This window comes from Mesorhizobium sp. WSM3873, assembly GCF_001672445.1.
Taxonomy (GTDB): domain Bacteria; phylum Pseudomonadota; class Alphaproteobacteria; order Rhizobiales; family Rhizobiaceae; genus Mesorhizobium.
In genome coordinates this window covers 311,469-331,635 of record NZ_LYTM01000023.1, presented here as the reverse complement: position 1 = coordinate 331,635, position 20,167 = coordinate 311,469, and the positions used below count along the sequence as shown (strand labels likewise).

Annotated in this window: 23 protein-coding genes and 1 riboswitch; of the genes, 18 read left to right on the top strand and 5 right to left on the bottom strand. The window is 64.3% G+C overall.

Features of this window, described 5'->3' with window-relative positions; genetic code table 11:
• Nucleotides 1-11 precede the first annotated feature (11 nt).
• Nucleotides 12-1,778, top strand: coding sequence for an acyl-CoA dehydrogenase family protein (locus A9K71_RS17255; protein WP_066998098.1), 1,767 nt, complete (start codon nt 12-14; stop codon nt 1,776-1,778).
• 27 nt (nt 1,779-1,805) lie between these two features.
• The gene (locus A9K71_RS17250; protein WP_066998095.1) at nt 1,806-2,558 is read left to right on the top strand and encodes a crotonase/enoyl-CoA hydratase family protein; all 753 of its coding nucleotides are present in this window, start codon (nt 1,806-1,808) and stop codon (nt 2,556-2,558) included.
• A gap of 22 nt (nt 2,559-2,580) precedes the next feature.
• Here A9K71_RS17250 and pdxH read toward each other — a convergent pair whose 3' ends face one another.
• Nucleotides 2,581-3,198 (bottom strand): pyridoxamine 5'-phosphate oxidase, encoded by a 618-nt coding sequence (pdxH, locus tag A9K71_RS17245; RefSeq protein WP_066998092.1) that lies wholly within the window; start codon nt 3,196-3,198, stop codon nt 2,581-2,583.
• A gap of 40 nt (nt 3,199-3,238) precedes the next feature.
• Here pdxH and A9K71_RS17240 point away from each other — a divergent pair, with 40 nt between their 5' ends.
• The 5 genes from A9K71_RS17240 (at nt 3,239) to A9K71_RS17220 (ending at nt 7,084) form a co-directional block, all read left to right on the top strand.
• Nucleotides 3,239-3,703, top strand: a complete 465-nt coding sequence (locus A9K71_RS17240; protein ID WP_066998089.1) for an RT0821/Lpp0805 family surface protein — start codon at nt 3,239-3,241, stop codon at nt 3,701-3,703.
• 99 nt (nt 3,704-3,802) lie between these two features.
• Nucleotides 3,803-4,729 (top strand): DnaJ C-terminal domain-containing protein, encoded by a 927-nt coding sequence (locus A9K71_RS17235; protein WP_066998086.1) that lies wholly within the window; start codon nt 3,803-3,805, stop codon nt 4,727-4,729.
• 107 nt (nt 4,730-4,836) lie between these two features.
• Entirely contained in the window at nt 4,837-5,655 is an 819-nt protein-coding gene (gene fabI / locus A9K71_RS17230; RefSeq protein ID WP_059186698.1) for an enoyl-ACP reductase FabI, read from the top strand.
• Between the two features lie 52 nt (nt 5,656-5,707).
• The gene (locus A9K71_RS17225) at nt 5,708-6,295 is read left to right on the top strand and encodes a histidine phosphatase family protein (protein ID WP_066998082.1); all 588 of its coding nucleotides are present in this window, start codon (nt 5,708-5,710) and stop codon (nt 6,293-6,295) included.
• 216 nt (nt 6,296-6,511) lie between these two features.
• Nucleotides 6,512-7,084 (top strand): hypothetical protein, encoded by a 573-nt coding sequence (locus tag A9K71_RS17220; protein WP_156752698.1) that lies wholly within the window; start codon nt 6,512-6,514, stop codon nt 7,082-7,084.
• Between the two features lie 18 nt (nt 7,085-7,102).
• Here A9K71_RS17220 and A9K71_RS17215 read toward each other — a convergent pair whose 3' ends face one another.
• On the bottom strand, nt 7,103-7,360 hold the full coding sequence (locus tag A9K71_RS17215; RefSeq protein ID WP_066998075.1) for a DUF1344 domain-containing protein: 258 nt from the start codon (nt 7,358-7,360) through the stop codon (nt 7,103-7,105).
• 212 nt (nt 7,361-7,572) lie between these two features.
• Here A9K71_RS17215 and aroC point away from each other — a divergent pair, with 212 nt between their 5' ends.
• The 3 genes from aroC (at nt 7,573) to A9K71_RS17200 (ending at nt 10,444) form a co-directional block, all read left to right on the top strand.
• The gene (gene aroC / locus A9K71_RS17210; RefSeq protein WP_066998072.1) at nt 7,573-8,673 is read left to right on the top strand and encodes a chorismate synthase; all 1,101 of its coding nucleotides are present in this window, start codon (nt 7,573-7,575) and stop codon (nt 8,671-8,673) included.
• Nucleotides 8,674-8,774: 101 nt separating this feature from the next.
• On the top strand, nt 8,775-9,875 hold the full coding sequence (gene ribB, locus A9K71_RS17205; RefSeq protein WP_066998069.1) for a 3,4-dihydroxy-2-butanone-4-phosphate synthase: 1,101 nt from the start codon (nt 8,775-8,777) through the stop codon (nt 9,873-9,875).
• Between the two features lie 32 nt (nt 9,876-9,907).
• Nucleotides 9,908-10,444 (top strand): GNAT family N-acetyltransferase, encoded by a 537-nt coding sequence (locus tag A9K71_RS17200; RefSeq protein ID WP_066998066.1) that lies wholly within the window; start codon nt 9,908-9,910, stop codon nt 10,442-10,444.
• A gap of 25 nt (nt 10,445-10,469) precedes the next feature.
• Here A9K71_RS17200 and A9K71_RS17195 read toward each other — a convergent pair whose 3' ends face one another.
• Nucleotides 10,470-11,693 (bottom strand): MFS transporter, encoded by a 1,224-nt coding sequence (locus A9K71_RS17195; RefSeq protein WP_066998063.1) that lies wholly within the window; start codon nt 11,691-11,693, stop codon nt 10,470-10,472.
• A 121-nt stretch (nt 11,694-11,814) separates the two neighbouring features.
• Here A9K71_RS17195 and A9K71_RS17190 point away from each other — a divergent pair, with 121 nt between their 5' ends.
• Together A9K71_RS17190 and A9K71_RS17185 are read left to right on the top strand one after the other, a co-directional pair.
• Nucleotides 11,815-12,405 carry a TetR/AcrR family transcriptional regulator gene (locus A9K71_RS17190; protein ID WP_066998060.1) on the top strand — a complete coding sequence of 197 codons (591 nt, stop codon included), beginning with the start codon at nt 11,815-11,817 and terminating at the stop codon, nt 12,403-12,405.
• Between the two features lie 144 nt (nt 12,406-12,549).
• Nucleotides 12,550-13,530, top strand: a complete 981-nt coding sequence (locus A9K71_RS17185; RefSeq protein WP_066998059.1) for a hypothetical protein — start codon at nt 12,550-12,552, stop codon at nt 13,528-13,530.
• A 30-nt stretch (nt 13,531-13,560) separates the two neighbouring features.
• Here the strand turns inward: A9K71_RS17185 and bluB are convergent, their stop codons facing one another.
• On the bottom strand, nt 13,561-14,298 hold the full coding sequence (gene bluB, locus A9K71_RS17180) for a 5,6-dimethylbenzimidazole synthase (protein WP_066998056.1): 738 nt from the start codon (nt 14,296-14,298) through the stop codon (nt 13,561-13,563).
• A gap of 42 nt (nt 14,299-14,340) precedes the next feature.
• Nucleotides 14,341-14,519, bottom strand: a riboswitch (cobalamin riboswitch).
• Between the two features lie 114 nt (nt 14,520-14,633).
• Here bluB and A9K71_RS17175 point away from each other — a divergent pair.
• The 6 genes from A9K71_RS17175 to A9K71_RS17150 all read left to right on the top strand — a co-directional run bounded on the left by A9K71_RS17175 (nt 14,634) and on the right by A9K71_RS17150 (nt 19,686).
• Nucleotides 14,634-15,560, top strand: coding sequence for a histone deacetylase family protein (locus A9K71_RS17175; protein WP_066998053.1), 927 nt, complete (start codon nt 14,634-14,636; stop codon nt 15,558-15,560).
• Between the two features lie 3 nt (nt 15,561-15,563).
• Entirely contained in the window at nt 15,564-15,815 is a 252-nt protein-coding gene (locus A9K71_RS17170; RefSeq protein ID WP_066998207.1) for an exodeoxyribonuclease VII small subunit, read from the top strand.
• 194 nt (nt 15,816-16,009) lie between these two features.
• Complete coding sequence (locus A9K71_RS17165) at nt 16,010-16,276, top strand: DUF2277 domain-containing protein (RefSeq protein WP_066998050.1); 267 nt, start codon at nt 16,010-16,012, stop codon at nt 16,274-16,276.
• Between the two features lie 8 nt (nt 16,277-16,284).
• The gene (locus A9K71_RS17160; protein ID WP_066998047.1) at nt 16,285-17,205 is read left to right on the top strand and encodes a pirin family protein; all 921 of its coding nucleotides are present in this window, start codon (nt 16,285-16,287) and stop codon (nt 17,203-17,205) included.
• Between the two features lie 132 nt (nt 17,206-17,337).
• Complete coding sequence (dxs, locus tag A9K71_RS17155) at nt 17,338-19,251, top strand: 1-deoxy-D-xylulose-5-phosphate synthase (RefSeq protein ID WP_066998205.1); 1,914 nt, start codon at nt 17,338-17,340, stop codon at nt 19,249-19,251.
• 150 nt (nt 19,252-19,401) lie between these two features.
• The gene (locus A9K71_RS17150; RefSeq protein WP_066998044.1) at nt 19,402-19,686 is read left to right on the top strand and encodes a hypothetical protein; all 285 of its coding nucleotides are present in this window, start codon (nt 19,402-19,404) and stop codon (nt 19,684-19,686) included.
• Here the strand turns inward: A9K71_RS17150 and A9K71_RS17145 are convergent.
• Nucleotides 19,683-20,084, bottom strand: coding sequence for a GFA family protein (locus tag A9K71_RS17145; protein WP_066998041.1), 402 nt, complete (start codon nt 20,082-20,084; stop codon nt 19,683-19,685). The two genes, A9K71_RS17150 and A9K71_RS17145, sit on opposite strands and share 4 nt — an antisense overlap.
• Between the last annotated feature and the right edge of the window lie 83 nt (nt 20,085-20,167).

The following is a 20,167-nucleotide window of genomic DNA, read 5'->3' as shown; positions in this document are numbered from 1 at the left end:
AAGCAGGCACAATGTATCGCGCACCGGTCGAGGACATCGCCTTCACGCTGAAGCAGGTGGCCGGCCTGAAGCCGGGGCTGGATGCCGGCACCTTCGGCGATCTGGGCGAGGACCTTGTCGACGCGATCCTGGCCGAGGCCGGGCGCTTCGCCAGCGAGGAGGTTGCGCCGCTCTACAAGATCGGCGACGAGCATGGCGCGGTGTTGAAGGGCGCTTCTGTCACCACACCGCCCGGCTGGAAGGAGCTTTACCGGCGCTGGATCGAAGGCGGCTGGAACGCGCTGTCCGGGCCGGCCGAATATGGCGGCCAGGGCTTGCCGACCATGCTAGCCGTCGCCGCGCTCGAAATGTGGAACTCCGCCGCCATGGCCTTCGGCATCGGCCCGACGCTCACCATGGGCGCGGTCGAGGCGCTCGACAAGCACGCCTCCGAGGCGCTCAAGGCCAGATACCTGGCGAAGCTCGTCTCGGGCGAGTGGATGGGCACGATGAACCTGACCGAGCCGCAGGCGGGCTCGGACCTCGCCGCTTTGCGCACCCGTGCCGAGCCTGCCGGCGACGGCACCTACCGCATCTTCGGCCAGAAGATATTCATCACCTATGGCGAGCACGATTTCACCGACAACATCGTGCATCTGGTGCTGGCTAGGCTGCCCGACGCGCCCGCCGGCACGCGCGGCATCTCGCTCTTCCTGGTGCCGAAGTTCCTGGTCGATGACGATGGCTCGCTCGGCGCCCGCAACGACGTCTTCTGTTCCGGCCTCGAGCACAAGCTCGGCATCCACGCTTCGCCGACCTGCACCATGATCTATGGCGACGGTTTTGCGGGCATGACGCCCGGCGCCATCGGCTGGCTGATCGGCGAGGAGAACAAGGGGTTGGCCTGCATGTTCACGATGATGAACAACGCTCGTCTCGCGGTGGGCATGCAGGGCGTTGCAGTGGCCGAAACCGCCACGCAGAAGGCGATCGCCTATGCCAATGAGCGCCGGCAGGGCAAGGCATCTGATTATTCAGGGTCCGGCATGGCGCCGATCGTCCATCACCCGGACGTGCAGCGCAATCTTCTCACCATGCAGGCGCTGACGCAGATCGCGCGTGCTATCGCCTATACCTGTGCGCACGCCATCGACCGTGCCCGTGTCGCCGAGGGCGAGGCCGCCGCCAACTGGCGCGACCGCGCCAATCTCTTGACGCCGCTGGCAAAAGCCTTTTCGACCGATGTCGGCGTCGAGGTCGCTTCGCTGGGGATCCAGGTGCATGGCGGCATGGGCTTCATCGAGGAGACGGGCGCGGCGGCGCTCTATCGCGACGCCCGCATCGCGCCGATCTATGAAGGCACCAACGGCATCCAGGCCATCGACCTCGTCTCGCGAAAATTGCCGCTCGGCGGCGGCGAGCACGTGCATCGCTATATCGGCGAATTGAAAGCGATGGCCGATGCGGTGCGCACCTCCAACATCGAGGGTTTCGGCCGCACCGCCGACAATCTCGATCGCGCGCTTGCCGATCTCGACGAGGCGACCCGCTTCTTGCAAAGGCTGATGGCCGACGGCAAGGCCGATGCCGCGATGGCTGGCGCCACGCCCTATCTGCGCCTGATCTCGCTCGCCGCGGGCGGCGCTTATCTGGCGCAGGGCGGCCTAGCCGACCGCGGCCGAGTCGCGCTTTGCCGCTTCTTTGCCGAAAACCTCCTAGGCGAGACGCGCGCGCTCAAGGAGCGCGTCATCGACGGCGCCGAAAGCCTCGCCGCCGCCGGCAAGGCCCTGATCGCCTGAACAGCCAGTCAGCCGAAGGAACCGATCGTGACCGACCATATCCTCATCGAGCGCCGGGGCGCCGTGCAGATCATCCGTATGAACCGGCCTGAGAAGAAGAACGCGCTGACCCGTGCCATGTACGCGAAAATGTCAGCCGCCCTTTCTGAAGGCGATGCCGATCCGGCGGTTCGCGTCCATGTCTTCCTCGGCGTGCCCGGCGCCTTTTCTTCCGGCAACGACCTTGCGGACTTCCTGGTGATCGCCACCGGCGGCGAGGGCGGCAACGAGGTGTGGGATTTCCTGATGGCGCTGGCCAAGGCGGAGAAGCCGATGGTCTCCGGTGTCGACGGCATAGCGGTGGGCATCGGCACCACGCTCAATCTGCATTGCGACCTGACCTTCGCCACGCCGCGCACGCTCTTCCGCACCCCCTTCGTCGACCTCGGCCTCGTGCCGGAGGCCGGCTCCAGCCTGCTCGCGCCGCAGATCCTCGGCCGCCAGGGCGCCTTCGCGCTGCTCGGTCTCGGCGAAGGTTTTTCGGCTGAGCGCGCCAAGGCCGCCGGCCTGATCTACGATGTGGTCGCGGAAGACGCCCTGGAAGGCGCGGTGCTGGCTGCGGCGGCCGAGATCGCCGCCAAGCCGCCGCAGGCGCTTAAGATTGCCCGCGATCTGATGCGTGAGCCGCGCGAGGAACTCGTCGCCCGCATCAAGGTCGAGAGCGAGCATTTCCGCGAGCGGCTGAAGTCCGACGAGGCGCGCGCCGCGTTGACCGCCTTCATGACCCGCAAGAAAGGCTGAAAAATCTCCGCTCTCGGCGACATCAGGGGTAGAGCCGCGTCTTGCCCCAGCCGCCGGCGTCGTTTCTCGAGAACACGATGCGGTCATGCAGCCGGAACGGGCGGTCGTGCCAGAACTCGATCGTCTGCGGCAGGATGCGGAAGCCCGACCAGTGTTTCGGCCGCGGGATTTCGCCGATCGCGTAGCGCGCCGTGTACTCGGCCACCGCCTTCTCGAGCGCGAAGCGGCTTTCCAGCGGCCGCGACTGTTTCGAGGCCCAGGCGCCGATGCGGCTGCCGCGCGGCCGCGTCGCATAATAGGCGTCGGCCTCAGCGTCGCTGACGATCTCCACCGGCCCGCGCACGCGCACCTGGCGGCGCAGCGATTTCCAGTGGAAGCACATCGCCGCCTTCATGCTGCCAAGAATCTCGCGGCCCTTGGCGCTCTCGAAATTCGTGTAGAAGACAAATCCCCTTTCGTCGAACCCCTTGAGCAGCACCATCCGCACATCCGGCATGCCGTCGGCGTCGACGGTTGCCAACGCAACGCCGTTGGGGTCGTTGAGCTCGCTCTTGACGGCGTCGTCCAGCCACTCGGCAAACAGCCGGAACGGCTCCAAAGCCTCGGCGAAGTCACCGCTTGTTAACTCGCTTTCGTTCATAGTTTTCCAAATTTTTAACGTTGCGGGAGGAGTTCGCCGATTGTCGCGTATCGCGCAAGCTTTTGACAGCGGGCAATGGAGCGTTATCGCTTCGGCCAGCGCCAAGGCTGCGTTGCTGACATTGGCGCTTCCGCTCGCGGCCTGTGGCGCCGGCGGCTTCAGCCTCGAGAAGGCGGAGGTTGACCGCTCGATCATCACCTCCAGCGCGCCGTCCGCGCCCGCCGTGCCGGCAAGCAGCGACAACGACTCGGACCAGACCACGATCGGCAATGCGGTGTCTTCCGCCGACATCCAGGAGCTCGGCGGCCAGGCGGTGCCATGGGCCAATGCCGGCACCGGCTCGCGCGGCTCGATCACCGAGCTGGTGGAACTCAAGGATGGCGGCTTGACCTGCCGCCGCTTCAACGCGACGCGGGAAAGTTTCGATGGCGTCGCCGTGTACCAGGGCGAGCTCTGCATTGCCGACGCCGGAGGCTGGCGCATGCAGGAGTTCAAGGCGCTCTAATTTCACTCTCCATTGGCATCTTGCACCACTGGAATTTCTTCCTATGCGAGCGCATATAGAGGGCAACTGTGGACCCAATCTCTCTTTCAGGCAGGAAGCATGCGCGACCCCTATGAGGTGCTGGGCGTTGCCAAGAACGCCTCGGCCAAGGAAATAAAATCGGCGTACCGCAAGCTCGCCAAGCAGCATCATCCGGACCAGAATCCGAATGATCCGAAGGCGAAAGAGCGTTTTGCGGCCGCCAACCAGGCCTATGAGATCGTCGGCGACGAGAAGCGCCGCGCAGCTTACGATCGCGGCGAGATCGACGCCGACGGCAAGCCGAGATTCCAGGGCTTCGAGGGCGCGGCCGGTGGCGATCCGTTTGCCGGATTCCGCCGTCAGCAGGGCCCCGGCGGGGCGCATTTCGAATTCCGCACCGGTCGTCCGGGCGGCGATCCTTTCGACGGCAACAGCGACATCTTCAGCCAGATCTTCGGCGAGGCCTTTTCGGGTGGGCGCGGTCCAGGCCGTGGCGACCGTCGCCAGCCGGTCCAGGCGCCTGACCTCAATGTCACGCTGGACATCACCGTCGAAGAGGCGGCCACCGCGGAGAAGGTGACGGCGATGTTCCCTGACGGCCGCAAGATGGCGGTCAAGCTTCCCACCTATGTCGAGGAGGGCCAGACCATCCGCCTGAAGGGTCAAGGCGAGCAGGGGCCCGGCCAGCCGGGCGACGCGCTGGTCAAGATTCACATTCGCCGCCATCCGCGCTATCGCATCGAGGGCCGCGACCTCCATGTCGACCTGCCTATCGAACTCGCCGACGCGGTGCTCGGCGCCAAGGTGGCCGTCGAGACGCCGACCGGCAAGCTCGCGGTCAACGTTCCCGCATGGTCGAGCTCGGACAAGGTGTTGCGCCTGAAGGGCAGGGGGCTGCCGGAAAAAGTAGGTGGCCATGGCGATCTCTACGCCCATGTGCGGCTGATGCTGCCGGAGGGTGGAGACGCCGATCTCGAAGCCCTGATGCGTAAGCGGAAAGGCTGATCGAAGCAGTTTTCTCCTCAAGCCAGTCTGTTTTCGACGCTTGAAGGGGCCCTGTGCCTGTGCGATAGGGCTCCACAAAGCAGACATTCTTGCGGAGAATTGCGCACATGGCGGGTGGACAGGGCCTGATGGCCGGTAAGCGAGGCCTCATCCTTGGCGTCGCAAACAATCGGTCGATCGCTTTCGGCATCGCCAAGGCTTGCGTCGATCACGGCGCCGAAATCGCGCTGACCTATCAGGGCGAGGCGTTCAAGAAGCGCGTCGAGCCGCTGGCGGCGGAACTCAACGCGCATGTCGCCGGCCATTGCGACGTGACCGATCCGGAAAGCCTGGACGCAGTCTTTGCCGACATCGCCAAGCACTGGGGCAAGCTCGACTTCCTCGTCCATGCCATCGCCTTCTCGGACAAGGACGAGCTGACCGGCCGTTATGTCGAGACGACGCGCGATAATTTCCTGCGCACCATGGATATTTCGGTGTTTTCCTTCACCACCATCGCCAAGCGCGCCGAGCCGCTGATGAGCGAAGGCGGCTCGCTGCTGACGCTGACCTATTACGGCGCCGAGAAGGTTATGCCTCACTACAACGTCATGGGCGTCGCCAAGGCGGCGCTCGAGGCCAGCGTGCGCTATCTCGCCGTCGACCTCGGCGCCAAGAAGATCCGCGTCAACGCCATCTCGGCCGGCCCGATCAAGACCCTTGCCGCCTCCGGCATCGGCGATTTCCGCTACATCCTCAAATGGAACGAGTACAACGCGCCGCTTAAGCAGACGGTGACGCAGGAAGAGGTCGGCGATTCCGGCGTCTACTTCCTGTCGGACCTGTCGCGCGGCGTGACCGGCGAGGTCCATCACGTCGATTCCGGCTACCATGTCGTCGGCATGAAGGCGGTCGACGCGCCCGACATCTCGACCGTCAAGGACTAGTTCTCTCCGCCTGTCTATTCGTCCAGGCCCTGGCCCGACCTCCGGAGACCTGATGTATCCGCTCGTCTACATCGCGCGCCACGGCCAGACGCAGTGGAACGCCGAGGGTCGGCTGCAAGGCCAGGCGGATACCGATATCAACGAACTTGGCCGCGAGCAGGCGACGCAAAACGGCCGACGGTTGGCGGACCTTATCGGAAACGCTGCGGATTTCGACTTTGTCGCCAGCCCGATGCGGCGCACGCGCGAGACGATGGAGCTGATGCGCGCGGCGATGGGTCTCGACCCGCTCGCCTATCGCACCGATCCGCGCTTGGTGGAGCTAAGCTTCGGCGACTGGCAGGGTTTCACCTTTGCCGAACTCGAAAAGCGTGTCCCGGGTTCGACCAAAAGCCGCCGCGCTGCGAAGTGGGATTTCCAGCCGCCCGGCGAGGGCGCCGAAAGCTACGAGATGCTGCTCGAGCGGATAAAACCCTGGTTCGACGCGCTTCGCCAGCCGACCGTCTGCGTCACCCATGGCGGGATCATGCGCTGCTTCTTCCGCTTCGTCACCGGCATTTCCAAGCAGGAAGCCGCCAGCCTCGACGTACCGCAGGACCGCCTGCTACGGCTCGAGGGCCGCAGCCTGGAGTGGCTGTAAGCCTCTACACCTGGCAACGAATTGATCGTAGCAGTCGGCAATGCTTACCTGTCATGCTCAGCTTACGATTGGGCCGGTTACGACTGCATGCTCTCCAGTTTGATCGATAGATTTCGCCGACGGCCTGAGTTAGGTCGCCCAATTCGCCGCGGGCAGGCCCTAGGCGACATAGTCGCGGGAGCGCTGGCAGACACTCTGGCACCGGATTTTCAGCGAGTGGGCGATTTGTTCTGGGTGAGCGACCCAAAGGACCACATGCGCTATCTGTTGAAGTTTCAAACGATGAAAGGAATGACTTTTTCTGCTTGCTGGGGCGTGTCGGTCGACTTTGTGCCGATTTTCGGCCGTGGAAAACTCACGTGGAAAAGAACGGCAAAGTCGGCCGCCTTTGATCTCTGTATCGACCCCATTGACCTGTCAGGCTCGATTCCAGGCTGGTGTTCTTTCTACGCCAACGATCGTGACTATCATGTCGAACGGGTTGCATTGGCTGCCGTAAAAGCCGCTCGACTGGATTGGTCGAAGATCACTGCATTGGGGGACGTCGCCCACATCTTCGAGCAACGGGCAAAGATGGAGTTCAAACGTTTCTCATTGGAGAATTACGTGCAAACTGACCTGGCATGGGGCCTCATCCTAATCGCTTTGGGGCGGCTGAATGAAGGTCAGCATCGCCTCGACGCATTTTGTCAGCAGTTCGCTATAGCCCGAGGGTCGACTATCCTCGCAAAGGCGAAGGATGAAGCCACCAAGATGGCGGCCGGACGACCGGCGCCGTTGTTTGGTTGACCAGGTTGCCAGCTAATTCTAGTCGCTGTCCGGCAGCTGCATATCGGTCACGACATTCTCGCCATTGGTCACGTCGTAGGCGAGGACGATATCCATGCCGGGCTTCAGCGCGTCGAGATCGGTTTCGGCGTTGAGCTTGTAGGACTTTCCGTCGTCCAGCGTCAGCGTCAGCGTGTCCTTGTCGACCTTCTTGATCAAGCCTTCGGTCTGGCCGGCGAACGCGGCAGCGGTGGAAATGAGCAACATGGCGCAGGCGGCGCCAATCAGGGTACGCATCGTCGTCCTCTTTGGTCATTGCGCCGGCATGAGCAACGGCGGATCCTCAACGGCGGATGGAAGAGAGCAGAAACCAACCGAATGTGTCAAAACTAAATCCTCCAGATCACAGATTGATGCATCCGATCACCGTTTGACCGCTGTGGAAAACGCCAATAGAAGGCACGCTTGAACCGGCGAACCGGGTCCGCGCCGGGAAGGGCGTTTTTTCCATGTCTCACAACACCTTCGGCCATCTTTTCCGCGTCACCACCTGGGGTGAAAGCCATGGCGCCGCTCTTGGCTGCGTTGTCGACGGCTGCCCGCCCGGGATCCGCTTCAAGCGCGAGGACATCCAGGCCGAGCTCGACCGGCGCCGCCCGGGCCAGTCGCGCTTCGTCACCCAGCGCCGCGAGCCGGACGAGGTCAAGATCCTCTCCGGCTTCATCCTCGACGAGGACGGCGAGACGATGATCACCACCGGCACGCCGATCTCGATGCTGATCGAGAATGTCGATCAGCGCTCCAAGGACTACGGCGAGATCGCGCGCCAGTACCGGCCGGGCCATGCCGATTACACCTATGAGATCAAATACGGGTTGCGCGACCATCGCGGCGGCGGCCGCTCCTCGGCGCGCGAGACGGCAGCCAGAGTGGCGGCCGGCGCGCTGGCACGCAAGGTGGTGCCGGGCATGGTGGTGCGCGGCGCCCTGGTCTCGATGGGTGAAAAGTCGATCGATCGCGCCAATTGGAACTGGAATTTCATCGGCGATGCGGAAAACCCGTTTTTCACCCCTGACCCGGCCTCGGTTCCGGTCTTTGCCGCCTATCTCGACGGCATTCGCAAGGCCGGCTCGTCGGTCGGCGCGGTGATCGAGATCGTCGCCGAAGGTGTGCCGGCGGGCCTCGGCGCGCCGATCTATGCCAAGCTCGACCAGGACATCGCCTCCGGCCTGATGTCGATCAACGCCGTCAAGGGCGTCGAGATCGGCAACGGCTTCGAAGCCGCCCGCATCACCGGCGAAGAGAATGCGGACGAGATGCGGATCGGCAATGACGGCAAGCCGGTGTTTTTGTCCAACAATGCCGGCGGCATCCTCGGCGGCATCTCGACCGGCCAGGCGATCGTCGCCCGCTTCGCCGTCAAGCCGACCTCCTCGATCCTGACACCGCGGAAATCGATCGACAAGGACGGCAAGGATGTCGAGGTCATGACCAAGGGCCGCCACGATCCTTGCGTCGGCATCCGCGCCGTGCCGATCGGCGAAGCCATGGTTGCCTGCGCGATTGCGGATCATTATCTGCGCCATAGAGGACAGACGGGAAGGCAGTAAGGCAGTAGGTGAGTATGTTACGTCGCATTCGGCGACGCCAAACTTTTTCCTTTTCCCTACTCCCTTACTGCCCTATTCCCCAAGCGAGCTAGCGAGCGTCCATGCCATACGACCAGAAGAAGATCGTCGAAGCGATCCGTGCTTTCGAGCGCGGCGAGATCGTCGTCGTCATGGACGATGACGGGCGCGAGAACGAGGGCGACCTGATCGTTGCCGCCGTCCACTGCACGCCGGAAAAGATGGCCTTCATCGTCCGTAACACCTCCGGCATCGTCTGCACGCCGATGCTGCGCGAGGACGCAAGGCGGCTGAACCTTGCGCCCATGGTGGCCGACAATGATTCCGCCCACACCACGGCTTTCACCGTCAGCGTCGACTTCAAGCACGGCACCACGACGGGTATTTCGGCGGACGACCGCACGCTCACGGTGCGTAACCTCGCCAATGGCAATGTTGGTGCCTCCGACTTCGTGCGGCCCGGCCACATCTTCCCGCTGATCGCGCGCGAAGGCGGTGTCTTGATGCGCTCGGGCCATACGGAAGCCGCGGTCGACCTGTGCAAACTCGCCGGGCTGCCGCCGATCGGCGTCATCTCCGAACTGGTCAACGACGACGGCACCGTCAAGCGCGGGCCTGAGGTGCAGGCTTTCGCCGCGCAGCACGGGCTGAAGCAGGTTTCGGTCGCCGATCTCATCGCCTATCGCCAGCGCAAGGAAAGGCTGGTCGAGCGCGTCGCCTGCTCCGACATCGAGACGCCCGGCGGCAAGGCGCAGGTCTTCACCTACACGCTGCCCTGGGATTCCATGCACCATGTCGCGGTCGTCTTCGGCGACATCCGCGACGGCGAGGAGGTGCCGGTGCGGCTGCATTCGGAAGACGTCGTCACCGACGTCTTCGGCACCAGCCACCGCTTGGACCACATCATGGAGACGATGGGCGAGCGCAAGCGTGGCGTCATCGTCTACCTGCGCGAAGGCTCGGTCGGCGTCGCCCATCAGGAGCGCAAGCGGCCCCAGAGCGGCGACCGCGAGGATCACGAAGAGGCGCGCCGGCGCGAGAACGAGTGGCGCGAGATCGGGCTCGGAGCGCAGATCCTCAAGGATCTCGGCATCTCCTCGATCAACCTGATCGCCTCGCGCGAGCGCCACTATGTCGGGCTCGAAGGATTCGGCATTCACATCGCCAAGACGGAAATTCTCTGACGTTTCGGCCGACAGGGGGACGGAGAAAAACGATGGCCGGGCTATTGCCTGTCAGCCAGCAGACCGAACGACTGCTGCTGCGCCGGCCCAAACAGGCGGATCTGGAGTTTCTGGCCGATCTTTTCTCGCGCCCCGAACTGGTGGCGCATCGCCCCGACCCGACGCCGGACACGCCGCAGCAGAGTGCCGCAAGGCTCGCTCGCGACATCGATCATTGGGACAGGCACGGATTTGGTCGCTGGGCGGTCGAAGCCAACGAGAAACTGATCGGCTTCGGCGGCGTCACCTTATCGAGCGATTTCGATGGGCTAAACCTGTCCTATCATCTTCACCCCGAGACCTGGGGGCATGGCTACGCGACGGAACTGGTCCGGGGGAGCTTGCACGCGGCTTTCGGCCCCTTGCGCGCCGGTCGGGTGATCGCACTGGCGCGTCCCGCCAATTCGGCATCGCGGCGCGTGCTGGAGAAATGCGGCTTCGTCTTCGAGCGGGAGATCATGCTCCATGGCGCGCCGACGGGGCTTTACGCATTCCCGTCGGCGAAGTTCGTTCGACAGCAGGACGTATAGCCAGCCAGAGCCGGATGCAACGGTATCATCCAGCCGGAACAATCGCCGCTTCGCATTCATTCGGGTCGCAGTCCGGCGTCGCCAGCCGACACTGGCCGGCGAGCACGGTGACCAAAGCGACTGAGCCTGCCGCCACCGACACCCAGAACCCGTTCTGCGGTCCAAAAGTGTCGACCATCCAGCCGGCGGCGAAGGAGCCCAGCGCCATGCCGATGCCGATCCCGGTGGTCACCCAGGTCACGCCTTCCGTGAGCATTGCCGGCGGCACGTGGCGTTCGATCAGTCCAAAGGCGGTGATGAAGGTCGGCGAGATGGCAACGCCGCTGACGAACACGGCAAGCGCCAGCGTCGGCACCGTGTCGGCAAAAAGCAGTGGCAGAGTGGTGAGCGCGATGACGGCGACCGCTATCGCGAGTTGGCGTTGCAGCGGCGTGCGCAAACTGAGCGCGCCGACGATGATGCCGAGCACGAAGGATCCCAGTGCATAGACGCCGATGACGAGGCTGGCTGCTTCGGGCTGGCCCAGCTCTTCAGTAATGGCAACGGTGGTGACTTCCGTGGTTGCGAAGGTCGCGCCGACAAAGATCAGCGCGAAGGTGATGATCTGCACCGGCCGCAGGCGGATCGCCGAGCCGGCCGCGCCATCCTCGGCCGGGCGAATGGGCGGTTCCGTCGAACGCTGCAGCAGGAATGCCGCCGAGCCGAAGGCGAGCAGCAAGGTGCTCACCACCATCCCGGCTTCCGGGAACAGCGCGGCGCTCAAGCCCACCGACAGCGAAGCCCCAGCGACATAGACCAGCTCGTCCGCGGCCGATTCGAAGGCGAAGGCCGTATTGAGCTCGGGGCGGTCGCGAAAAATCTCGGTCCAGCGCGCCCTGACCAGCGCCGGGATGCTGGGCATTAAGGCGGCAAGCAGCGACGATAGGAACAAGGTCCACACCGGCCAGTGCTGGTTGGCCGCGACGATCAAGGTCGCGAAGGCAAGCGCCGAGACAAGTGTCGTCGGCACGGCAATCCGGCTCTGGCCGAGGCGGTCGACCAGCCGCGAGACCTGCGGCGACAGGAAGGCGTTGACCAAAGCGTATGTGGCCGAGACGGCGCCGGCCAGCCAGTACTCGCCATGCGTTTGCGACAGCATCGCCACAATGCCGATCGGCGCCATGGCGATCGGCAGCCGGGCGATGAAGGCTGCCGCGGCGAAGCTCTTCGTGCCAGGAGCCCGAAAGATTTCCGAATATGGGTTTCGCATGGTCCCATTCCTCGACAAGGGAAGGCGCCGCAATTACATACGCAGCGTATGAATGTCAGATAGTTCATACGTCGCGTATGTCAATTAGCATACGACGCGTATGTGAATAAGGCCAGGAGCCATGCATAAGCCCCGCAAGGAGATGATCGCCGAGACGCGCGCCAAGCTGATCGCGGCCGCGCGCCATGCCTTCGGCACGATCGGCTATGCCGAGGCCTCGATGGACGATTTCACCGCTTCGGCGGGTCTGACGCGCGGCGCGCTCTATCATCATTTCGGCGACAAGAAGGGGCTGCTGCAGGCGGTGATCGCCGAGATTGACGCCGAGATGGCGGCGCGGGTGAACGAGGTGGCCTCGCGGGCGCCTACTCGCTGGCAGCATTTCGTCGACGAATGCACCACCTATATCGAGATGGCGCTTGAGCCGGAAATCCAGCGCATCATGTTCAGGGACGGCCCGGCCGTGCTCGGCGATCCGGCTCAGTGGCCCAACGCCAGCGCCTGCACGGCTTCAATGACCGATCACCTGTCAAAGCTGCAGGAGGAGGGCGTCGTCGTTCCCGATCTCGATCCCGAGACCGCAGCGCGGCTCATCAACGGCGCCAGTAGCCAGGCCTCGCAGCGCATCGCCAATGCCAAGGATCCGGAAGCGACGTCGAAGAAGGTTGTGGCGGCGTTCAAGCAGCTGCTGGAAGGCCTGAAAACCAAATAGCATCCGGTCGCGGCGTTGCGGGCAATCACTCGGGTCCGCGCTGCCTCAGACAATTGTCCCCCGCTCAAAATCCCTCCGACATTGACTTTGGCAGGAGCGAGCGCATCCTCTCCCGCCAATTCTCTGAGGCGGAGGGTCGGGGCCATGTGGGACTTCAGCATCGGCCGGTCGGTGTCCATCATGATGCGGACGTGGCCGTTCATCGTCTTTCGCATCATCGTCTATTTCGGCATCACGGTGGCCTACATAACAGCGACCGGCACCGGCGCCAGCGTCGGTTACGGCGTCGGCCACATCTCGACCGATCCGGACGGGCCGATGTCCTTTGCCTTGTGGGGTGGGGTGGTCGGCTTCGGCGTGGTCTCGATCGCCGTCTACTGGATCCGCGAATACATTCTCTATGTGCTCAAGGCAGGCCATATCGCCGTCATGGTCCATCTGATCGACGGGCAGGACGTTCCCGACGGCCAGGGCCAGATCGCCTATGCGCGCGAAGTGGTGACGAAGCGCTTCGCCGAGGCCAACATCCTTTTCGTCGTCGACCAGCTGGTGAAAGGCGCCATCCGCGCCATCACAGGGCTGATCGGCGGCGTTGCTGCGTTCCTACCCATTCCAGGCTTAAGCGGTCTGGTGAGCTTCATCAATACCGTCATCCGCCTGTCGCTGACCTATGTCGACGAGATCATCCTCGGCTACAACATCCGCACCAATTCCAACTCGCCTTTCGAGACCGCCAGGCAAGGCGTCGTGCTCTACGCGCAGAACGGCAAGTTGATGGTCAAGAACGCCGTCTGGCTGGCGGTGATCATGTGGGGCGTTTCCTTCGTCATTTTCCTTTTGATGCTGGCGCCCGCCGCCGCGATCCTCTGGGCCATGCCGGGCCAGCTTGCCGGCTGGGCCTTCGTGTTGGCCATCGTCTTCGCCTGGGCCTTCAAGGCGGCTTTCATCGAGCCCTTCGCCATCGCTTCGCTGATGCAGGTCTACTTCGCCACCATCGAGGGCCAGGTCCCCAATCCGGAATGGGACCGGCGCCTGGCCGAAGCCTCGTCCAAGTTCAGGGAATTGCGCGACAAGGCGCTCAGCCCCTTCGGCGGCTCGCGCTGGGATTCGCCAAGGACCGCTTGAGCAGCAGCCCCGGCCACGAAGGCCGCCTGATCACGGCTTCGCCCCTTCACGGGAACCAAGGCGAGCGATCGCCGATTTGAGCGGCGCCTCGCCGGCGCCGCAAAAGGTCTCGCTCATCACCAGCTCGGGCAGCGGCAGGCGCTTGCCCCAGCCATGCGCTTCGAGGTCGGGCCTCGGCGCGAATTCCGAGACGCGGCCGACGCAGAGATAGGCGATCGGCGTGACGTGCTCGGGGATCGACAGCAGTCGCTTCAGTGCTTCGGGCTCGATGATGCTCACCCAGCCGACCCCGACGCCTTCCGCCCGCGCCGCGAGCCAGAAATTCTGCACCGCGCAGACGGTGCTGTAGAGGTCCATCTCCGGATTGTGCCAGCGCCCGAGCGGCGAGTTCTTCGAGCGCTGGCGGTCGCAGGTGATGCAGAGGTTGAGCGCGCTTTCGCAGATGCCCTCGAGCTTCAGCTTGCGGTAGAGCGCCCGCCGCTCCACCTCGATCGCCGGCAGTTCCTGTTCGCGCGCGGCCAAAAACAGGTCGCGCACCTGCCGCCGCCTTGTGGCGTCCCGGATGACGATGAAGTTCCAGGGCTGCATGTAGCCGACCGACGGCGCGTGGTGTGCCGCGGTGAGCAGCCGCGCCAAAACGCTGTCGTCGAGATCGTCGGCAAGGAAATGGCTGCGCACGTCGCGCCGGGTGAACATGGCTCGGTAGACGGCGTCGCGCGCCAATTGGTCAAAGTCATCGCCGCCGGCGGCGGCTGTTCGTGCCTGCATCGCTTGTCCCCTTGCGATAAGCAGTCCTCCGCCTGACCATGCGGATGACCATGTCTGCCGGGCCGGTCTTCTGGCTCGGGATCGACCCGCATCCGGCGCCTTCCCGTCTGGGACAGTGGCGTTTGCCGGCGCGGTCCCCCTCACAGCGTTGGGCACGCCACGGATTTCAACCGTGTTCCCGATTCTCCCGCGTTGCGGGCACCAGGCAGCGACGCGACCTTATCGCGAAGCCGAAGCCGGGCCAATGCCGCCAGCGACACGATTGGGCGCGATTTCCCCAATCATTCGGCGCTGAAACATGGCTATCCGTGCGACAGGTGCCTAGATTAGGCGCCATGACCACTCGTCTTTACACTCATCCGGTATTCCTGGAACACCTCACGCCGCCCGGCCACCCCGAGCGGCCCGACCGTTTGCGCGCCATCGAGCGCGTGCTCGACGACGAGGCTTTTTCGGCCCTCGACCGCGTCGAGGCGCCGGAAGGCGACGAGGCGACGATCCTTTACGCGCATCCGGAGGATTTCGTCGGCCGTGTCCGCGCTGCGATTCCCGAGACGGGGATCGTCTCGATCGATGCCGACACCAGCGCCAGCCCGAAAAGCTGGCAGGCGGCGGTGACGGCGATCGGCGCGGCCAACGCCGCAGTCGACGATGTGTTCGAGGGCCGTGCCGCCAATGTCTTCGTTGCCGCGCGTCCGCCCGGCCATCACGCCGAAAAAGCGACCGCGATGGGCTTTTGCCTGTTCAACACCGCGGCGATCGCCGCCCGTTATGCGCAGGAGAAGCATCTGGCCGAGCGCGTCGCCATCGTCGATTGGGATGTGCATCACGGCAACGGCACGCAGGACATTTTCTGGGACGATCCGTCGGTGCTCTATTGCTCGACCCACCAGATGCCGCTTTATCCGGGCACCGGTGCCAAGAGCGAGACCGGCGCCGGCAACATCGTCAACGCGCCGCTTGCGCCGAGCACCGGCAGCGACACGTTCCGCGACGCCTTCCTGTCGCGCGTGCTGCCGTCGATCGACGCCTTCCAGCCGGATCTGATCATCATTTCCGCCGGTTTCGATGCGCACCATCGCGATCCGCTGGCCGCGATCAACCTGACCGAGGATGATTTCGACTGGGCGACCGGCCAGCTGATGGAGCGCGCCGGGCGCCACAGCGGCAACCGGCTCGTCAGCCTGCTGGAGGGCGGTTACGATCTGCAAGGATTGGCATTTTCGGTCGCCGCCCATGTCGGGCGGCTGATGAAGGGATGAATGATGGCTGATGAAGCTAACCAAGACGTCAAGGCGATGAGCTTCGAACAGGCGCTCGACGCGCTGGAGAAGATCGTCGATGATCTGGAGCGCGGCGACGTTCCGCTCGACCAGTCGATCAAGATCTACGAGCGCGGCGAGGCGCTGAAGGCTCATTGCGACCGCTTGCTCAAGGCCGCCGAGGACAAGGTCGAGAAGATCAGGCTTTCGCGCGACGGCAAGCCGATTGGAACGGAGCCGCTCGACGCCGAGTGAGGTATATTGAGATTCAGGTGAGGCCGGCCTGCAAACGGCGGCTTCCTGCGGTTCCGGTGCTCAGATGCTTTCAAGTACGCTCCGCTCCGGCACTCGGAACCTGCCATTTTCCGCTCGGTCTGACCTGAATCTCAACACACCTCGGTGCACAATGTCAGACCGGTTCGGGCAGAAAGCAGGTAAGGAGTTAAAGCATGTGCCGAAACATCAAGACCCTGTTCAACTTCGATCCGCCGGCGACCGACGACGAGGTCCATGACGCGGCGCTGCAGTTCGTGCGCAAGCTGAGCGGCGCGACCAAGCCGTCCAAGCGCAACGAGCATGCCTTCAACCACGCCGTCGAGGCGATCGCCGCCGCCGCGCGCGAGCTGCTTGACAGCCTCGAAACCACCCAGCATCCGCGCAACCGCGAGGAAGAGGCCGCCAAGGCGAAGGCCCGATCCGCGCTCCGCTTCGCCTGACGCCGGTCATGAGCTTCTTTCCGGGCAACGATCCCGAGGCCGGCGACGCCTTCGCCTGCGACCAGATCGAGTTGATGGTCATTCCCAACGCCAAGGACATTGGCGGCTTCGAGGTTCGCCGCGCCTTGCCGACGGCGAAACGCAGGCTGGTCGGTCCGTTCATCTTCTTCGACCGCATGGGCCCGGCCATCCTGCGTGCCGGCCACGCGATCGACGTGCGCCCGCATCCGCATATCGGGCTGTCCACCGTCACCTATCTGTTCGACGGCAAGATCAGGCATCGCGACTCGCTCGGCACCGAAATGGTGATCGCGCCGGGCGACGTGAATTTGATGACCGCCGGCCGCGGCATCGTTCATTCCGAGCGCACGCCCGAGGAATTGCGCGGCGCGCCGATGTCGATTTCCGGCCTGCAGACCTGGCTGGCGCTGCCGGACAGCAAGGAAGAAATCGCCCCGGTGTTCGCGAACACGTCGGTCGTCCAACTGCCCGAAATCGATGCCGAGGGCGTTAGCGGCCGCGTCGTCATCGGCGAATTTTCCGGGCTGCGCTCGCCCGTCGCGCCCGCCTCGGAAACGCTCTATGCCGATCTGCGGCTGGCGGCGGGCGCCAGCGTCAAAATCCCCGGCGACGCCGAGGAACGCGCCATCTACACGCTGGAGGGCGAGGTTTCGATTGCCGGCGACCGTTTCCCGGCCCAGCGGCTTTTGGTGTTCAAACCGGGCGAGGAAATCGTCGTGTCGTCCGAGCGCGGCGCGCATTTCATGCTGTTCGGCGGAGCGTCGCTGGGCTCCAAACGTTATATCTGGTGGAATTTCGTTTCGTCCTCGAAAGAACGCATCGAGCAGGCCAAGGAAGAATGGAAGACGGGCCGCTTCGATATCGTTCCAGGCGATGAGGAAGAATTCATTCCGCTGCCGGAAGGTTAGCGCAGGATGGACATCCTGCGCCAGGCGCGTCACTGACACGCATTTACATTGGCGCGCCGTCAGCCTATCTCGCGCATAGCAAAGCGCATATTTGAAGGTTAACCCAAGGTTAAGTTGACAGGCCGTCCCAAAGTGAACCCGAAGCCTGACACGCCGCTCCTCGACAAAGTCCGCATCCCCGCGGATTTGCGGGCGCTTGATGAAAGCGAGCTGCCGCAGCTGGCGACCGAACTGCGCGCGGAGCTGATCGACGCGGTGTCGCACACCGGCGGCCATCTTGGCGCCGGTCTCGGCGTCGTCGAGCTTACGGTTGCGCTGCACTATGTCTTCAACACGCCGGAAGACCGGCTGATCTGGGACGTTGGCCACCAGGCCTATCCGCACAAGATCCTGACCGGCCGCCGCGACCGCATCCGCACGCTTCGCCAGGAAGGCGGTCTCTCCGGCTTCACCCGGCGCGCAGAGAGCGAATACGACCCCTTCGGCGCAGCGCATTCCTCGACTTCGATTTCGGCCGGCCTCGGCATGGCGATGGGCCGCGACCTTGCGGGCGGCCGCAACAATGTCATCGCCGTCATCGGCGACGGCGCCATGTCCGCCGGGATGGCCTATGAGGCGATGAACAACGCCGGCGCGCTCAATGCCCGCCTGATCGTCATCCTCAACGACAACGACATGTCGATCGCCCCGCCGACCGGCGCGATGAGCGCCTATCTGGCGAGGCTTGCCTCCGGCAAGACTTATCTCGGCCTGCGCGATTTCGGCAAGAAGCTGACCTCCTATCTCGGCAAGCGCGCCGACAGCGCCATCACCCGCGCCGTCGAGCACGCGCGCGGTTACGTCACCGGCGGCACGCTGTTCGAGGAGATGGGATTCTTCCACATCGGCCCGATCGATGGACACAATTTGGAGCACCTGATCCCGGTGCTGAAGAACGTCCGCGATAATGGCGACGGGCCCATTCTGATCCATGTCGTCACCCAGAAGGGCAAAGGCTACGGGCCGGCGGAGGCCGCCGCCGACAAGTATCACGGCGTCAACAAGTTCGACGTCATCACCGGCGCGCAGGCGAAAGCGCCGGCCAACGCGCCGAGCTACACCAAGGTCTTCGCCGAGAGCCTGATCCAGGAGGCGCGCGAGGACGAACGAATCGTGGCGATCACCGCCGCCATGCCGAGTGGCACCGGCCTCGACCTCTTCGGCGAGGTGTTCCCGGCCCGAACCTTCGATGTCGGCATTGCCGAGCAGCATGCGGTGACTTTCGCCGCTGGCCTCGCCACCGAAGGCTACAAGCCTTTCGCCGCCATCTATTCGACCTTCCTGCAGCGCGCCTACGACCAGGTGGTGCACGACGTGGCGATCCAGAAACTGCCGGTGCGCTTCCCGATCGACCGCGCCGGCTTCGTCGGCGCCGACGGCGCCACGCACTGCGGCGCCTTCGACACGACCTTCCTTGCCTCGCTGCCCGGCTTCGTCGTCATGGCCGCCGCCGATGAGGCGGAGCTTCGCCATATGGTGCGCACGGCAGCCGACTACGACGGCGGCCCGATCGCCTTCCGCTATCCGCGCGGCAACGGCGTCGGCGTCGACATGCCGGAGCGCGGCTCAGTGCTCGAGATCGGCAAAGGCCGCATTCTCAAGGAAGGCACCAAGGTGGCGCTGCTCTCGTTCGGCACGCGGCTGCAGGATTGCCTGCTGGCCGCCGAGGAACTCGGCGCCGCGGGCCTTTCGACCACCGTTGCCGACGCTCGCTTCGCCAAGCCGCTGGACGAGGATCTCATCCGCCGCCTCGCGCGCTCGCATGAGGTTCTCGTCACGGTCGAGGAGGGCGCGGTCGGCGGCTTCGCCAGCCAGGTGCTGCATTTCCTTGCCCATGAAGGCCTGTTGGAAAACGGTCTCAAGGTGCGGCCGCTGGTCTTGCCGGACGAGTTCACCGATCACGCCAAGCCTGAGAAGATGTATGCCGACGCGGGCCTCGACACGACCGGCATCGTGCGGACGGTTTTCGCCGCACTCGGCCATGGAATGCAGGCGCAGCGCGCCTGAATCGAAAACTCAGCTCTCCGATTGAGTTTGCCGGCTGCGGCTGCAACTGTTTGTTTAGGTTTTCATTTGGCCGTTCGGTTACCTTGTCTTTTGGCCGATTTTCAACGGGCGCCCTGCTAAAACCCTGGTCCTGGGCAGGGGATAAGAACAATGAAATCGTTCCTTTGCGGCATGGCCCTGCTGAGTGCCATGGCCGCGCCGGTGGCAGCCGAAACGCGTTACGACCGCAACCTCGAAAAGGCGGTGATGGACATCGTCGCCGGCAAGATGGGCAACATCCGCGGCGGCTTTTCCTACAAGCAGGCTCCCCAACTGGTGGTGCTGCCGGAAGCCGCGCCGACAGCGCCAGCTCCGGCTGAGCCGCGCGAGCAGGCCTCCAACAATGACGGCCTGATGCCGGCGGTCGAGCGCCCGGTCTCGCGGACTATTTTCTAAAACCACATATCGCGCACGCAGCGGCCGTCGCCCGGCAGGTCGTCGAACGTTTCGAGGCCGTCGAAATGCTCGATCGGCAGGTCGGCGACCGCCTCCGGCGGGGCCAGCCTGATATTGACGGCGATGCGAGTGCGGCCGCTCGAGCCGGGGCGCAACCCGCGCCAGGCGAGCACACAGGCGCATTTCGGACAGAACAGGATTTCCAGCGCGGGCTCGGCCACCTCGACCCTCCTGTAGGAGCTCGTCGGACCTGCGATGCGGATGCGCTCGTCGACATAGTCATAGGCCCAGAGCGTGCCGTAGCGGCGGCAAAGGGTGCAGTTGCAGGCGGTGATCGATCCCGGATCGCCTTCCAGCGTCCAGTGCGCGGCGCCGCAATGGCATGTTCCCTTCAGCATGGCTCTTCCTCGACCGGGTGAGCGGACTTTCGGCGCCGGCATTCTGCCGTGCCCCGCGCCATATTCAACAGGGCTGCCATTGC

Excerpts from the sequence above, each read along its gene's own strand:
- A9K71_RS17255 (WP_066998098.1), top strand. The coding sequence starts at position 12 with ATGTATCGCGCACCGGTCGAGGACATCGCCTTCACGCTGAAGCAGGTG.
- pdxH (WP_066998092.1), bottom strand. The coding sequence starts at position 3,198 with ATGAACGAAAGCGAGTTAACAAGCGGTGACTTCGCCGAGGCTTTGGAG.
- A9K71_RS17235 (WP_066998086.1), top strand. The coding sequence starts at position 3,803 with ATGCGCGACCCCTATGAGGTGCTGGGCGTTGCCAAGAACGCCTCGGCC.
- fabI (WP_059186698.1), top strand. The coding sequence starts at position 4,837 with ATGGCGGGTGGACAGGGCCTGATGGCCGGTAAGCGAGGCCTCATCCTT.
- A9K71_RS17225 (WP_066998082.1), top strand. The coding sequence starts at position 5,708 with ATGTATCCGCTCGTCTACATCGCGCGCCACGGCCAGACGCAGTGGAAC.
- A9K71_RS17215 (WP_066998075.1), bottom strand. The coding sequence starts at position 7,360 with ATGCGTACCCTGATTGGCGCCGCCTGCGCCATGTTGCTCATTTCCACC.
- aroC (WP_066998072.1), top strand. The coding sequence starts at position 7,573 with ATGTCTCACAACACCTTCGGCCATCTTTTCCGCGTCACCACCTGGGGT.
- ribB (WP_066998069.1), top strand. The coding sequence starts at position 8,775 with ATGCCATACGACCAGAAGAAGATCGTCGAAGCGATCCGTGCTTTCGAG.
- A9K71_RS17200 (WP_066998066.1), top strand. The coding sequence starts at position 9,908 with ATGGCCGGGCTATTGCCTGTCAGCCAGCAGACCGAACGACTGCTGCTG.
- A9K71_RS17195 (WP_066998063.1), bottom strand. The coding sequence starts at position 11,693 with ATGCGAAACCCATATTCGGAAATCTTTCGGGCTCCTGGCACGAAGAGC.
- A9K71_RS17190 (WP_066998060.1), top strand. The coding sequence starts at position 11,815 with ATGCATAAGCCCCGCAAGGAGATGATCGCCGAGACGCGCGCCAAGCTG.
- A9K71_RS17185 (WP_066998059.1), top strand. The coding sequence starts at position 12,550 with ATGTGGGACTTCAGCATCGGCCGGTCGGTGTCCATCATGATGCGGACG.
- bluB (WP_066998056.1), bottom strand. The coding sequence starts at position 14,298 with ATGCAGGCACGAACAGCCGCCGCCGGCGGCGATGACTTTGACCAATTG.
- A9K71_RS17175 (WP_066998053.1), top strand. The coding sequence starts at position 14,634 with ATGACCACTCGTCTTTACACTCATCCGGTATTCCTGGAACACCTCACG.
- A9K71_RS17170 (WP_066998207.1), top strand. The coding sequence starts at position 15,564 with ATGGCTGATGAAGCTAACCAAGACGTCAAGGCGATGAGCTTCGAACAG.
- A9K71_RS17165 (WP_066998050.1), top strand. The coding sequence starts at position 16,010 with ATGTGCCGAAACATCAAGACCCTGTTCAACTTCGATCCGCCGGCGACC.
- A9K71_RS17160 (WP_066998047.1), top strand. The coding sequence starts at position 16,285 with ATGAGCTTCTTTCCGGGCAACGATCCCGAGGCCGGCGACGCCTTCGCC.
- A9K71_RS17150 (WP_066998044.1), top strand. The coding sequence starts at position 19,402 with ATGAAATCGTTCCTTTGCGGCATGGCCCTGCTGAGTGCCATGGCCGCG.
- A9K71_RS17145 (WP_066998041.1), bottom strand. The coding sequence starts at position 20,084 with ATGCTGAAGGGAACATGCCATTGCGGCGCCGCGCACTGGACGCTGGAA.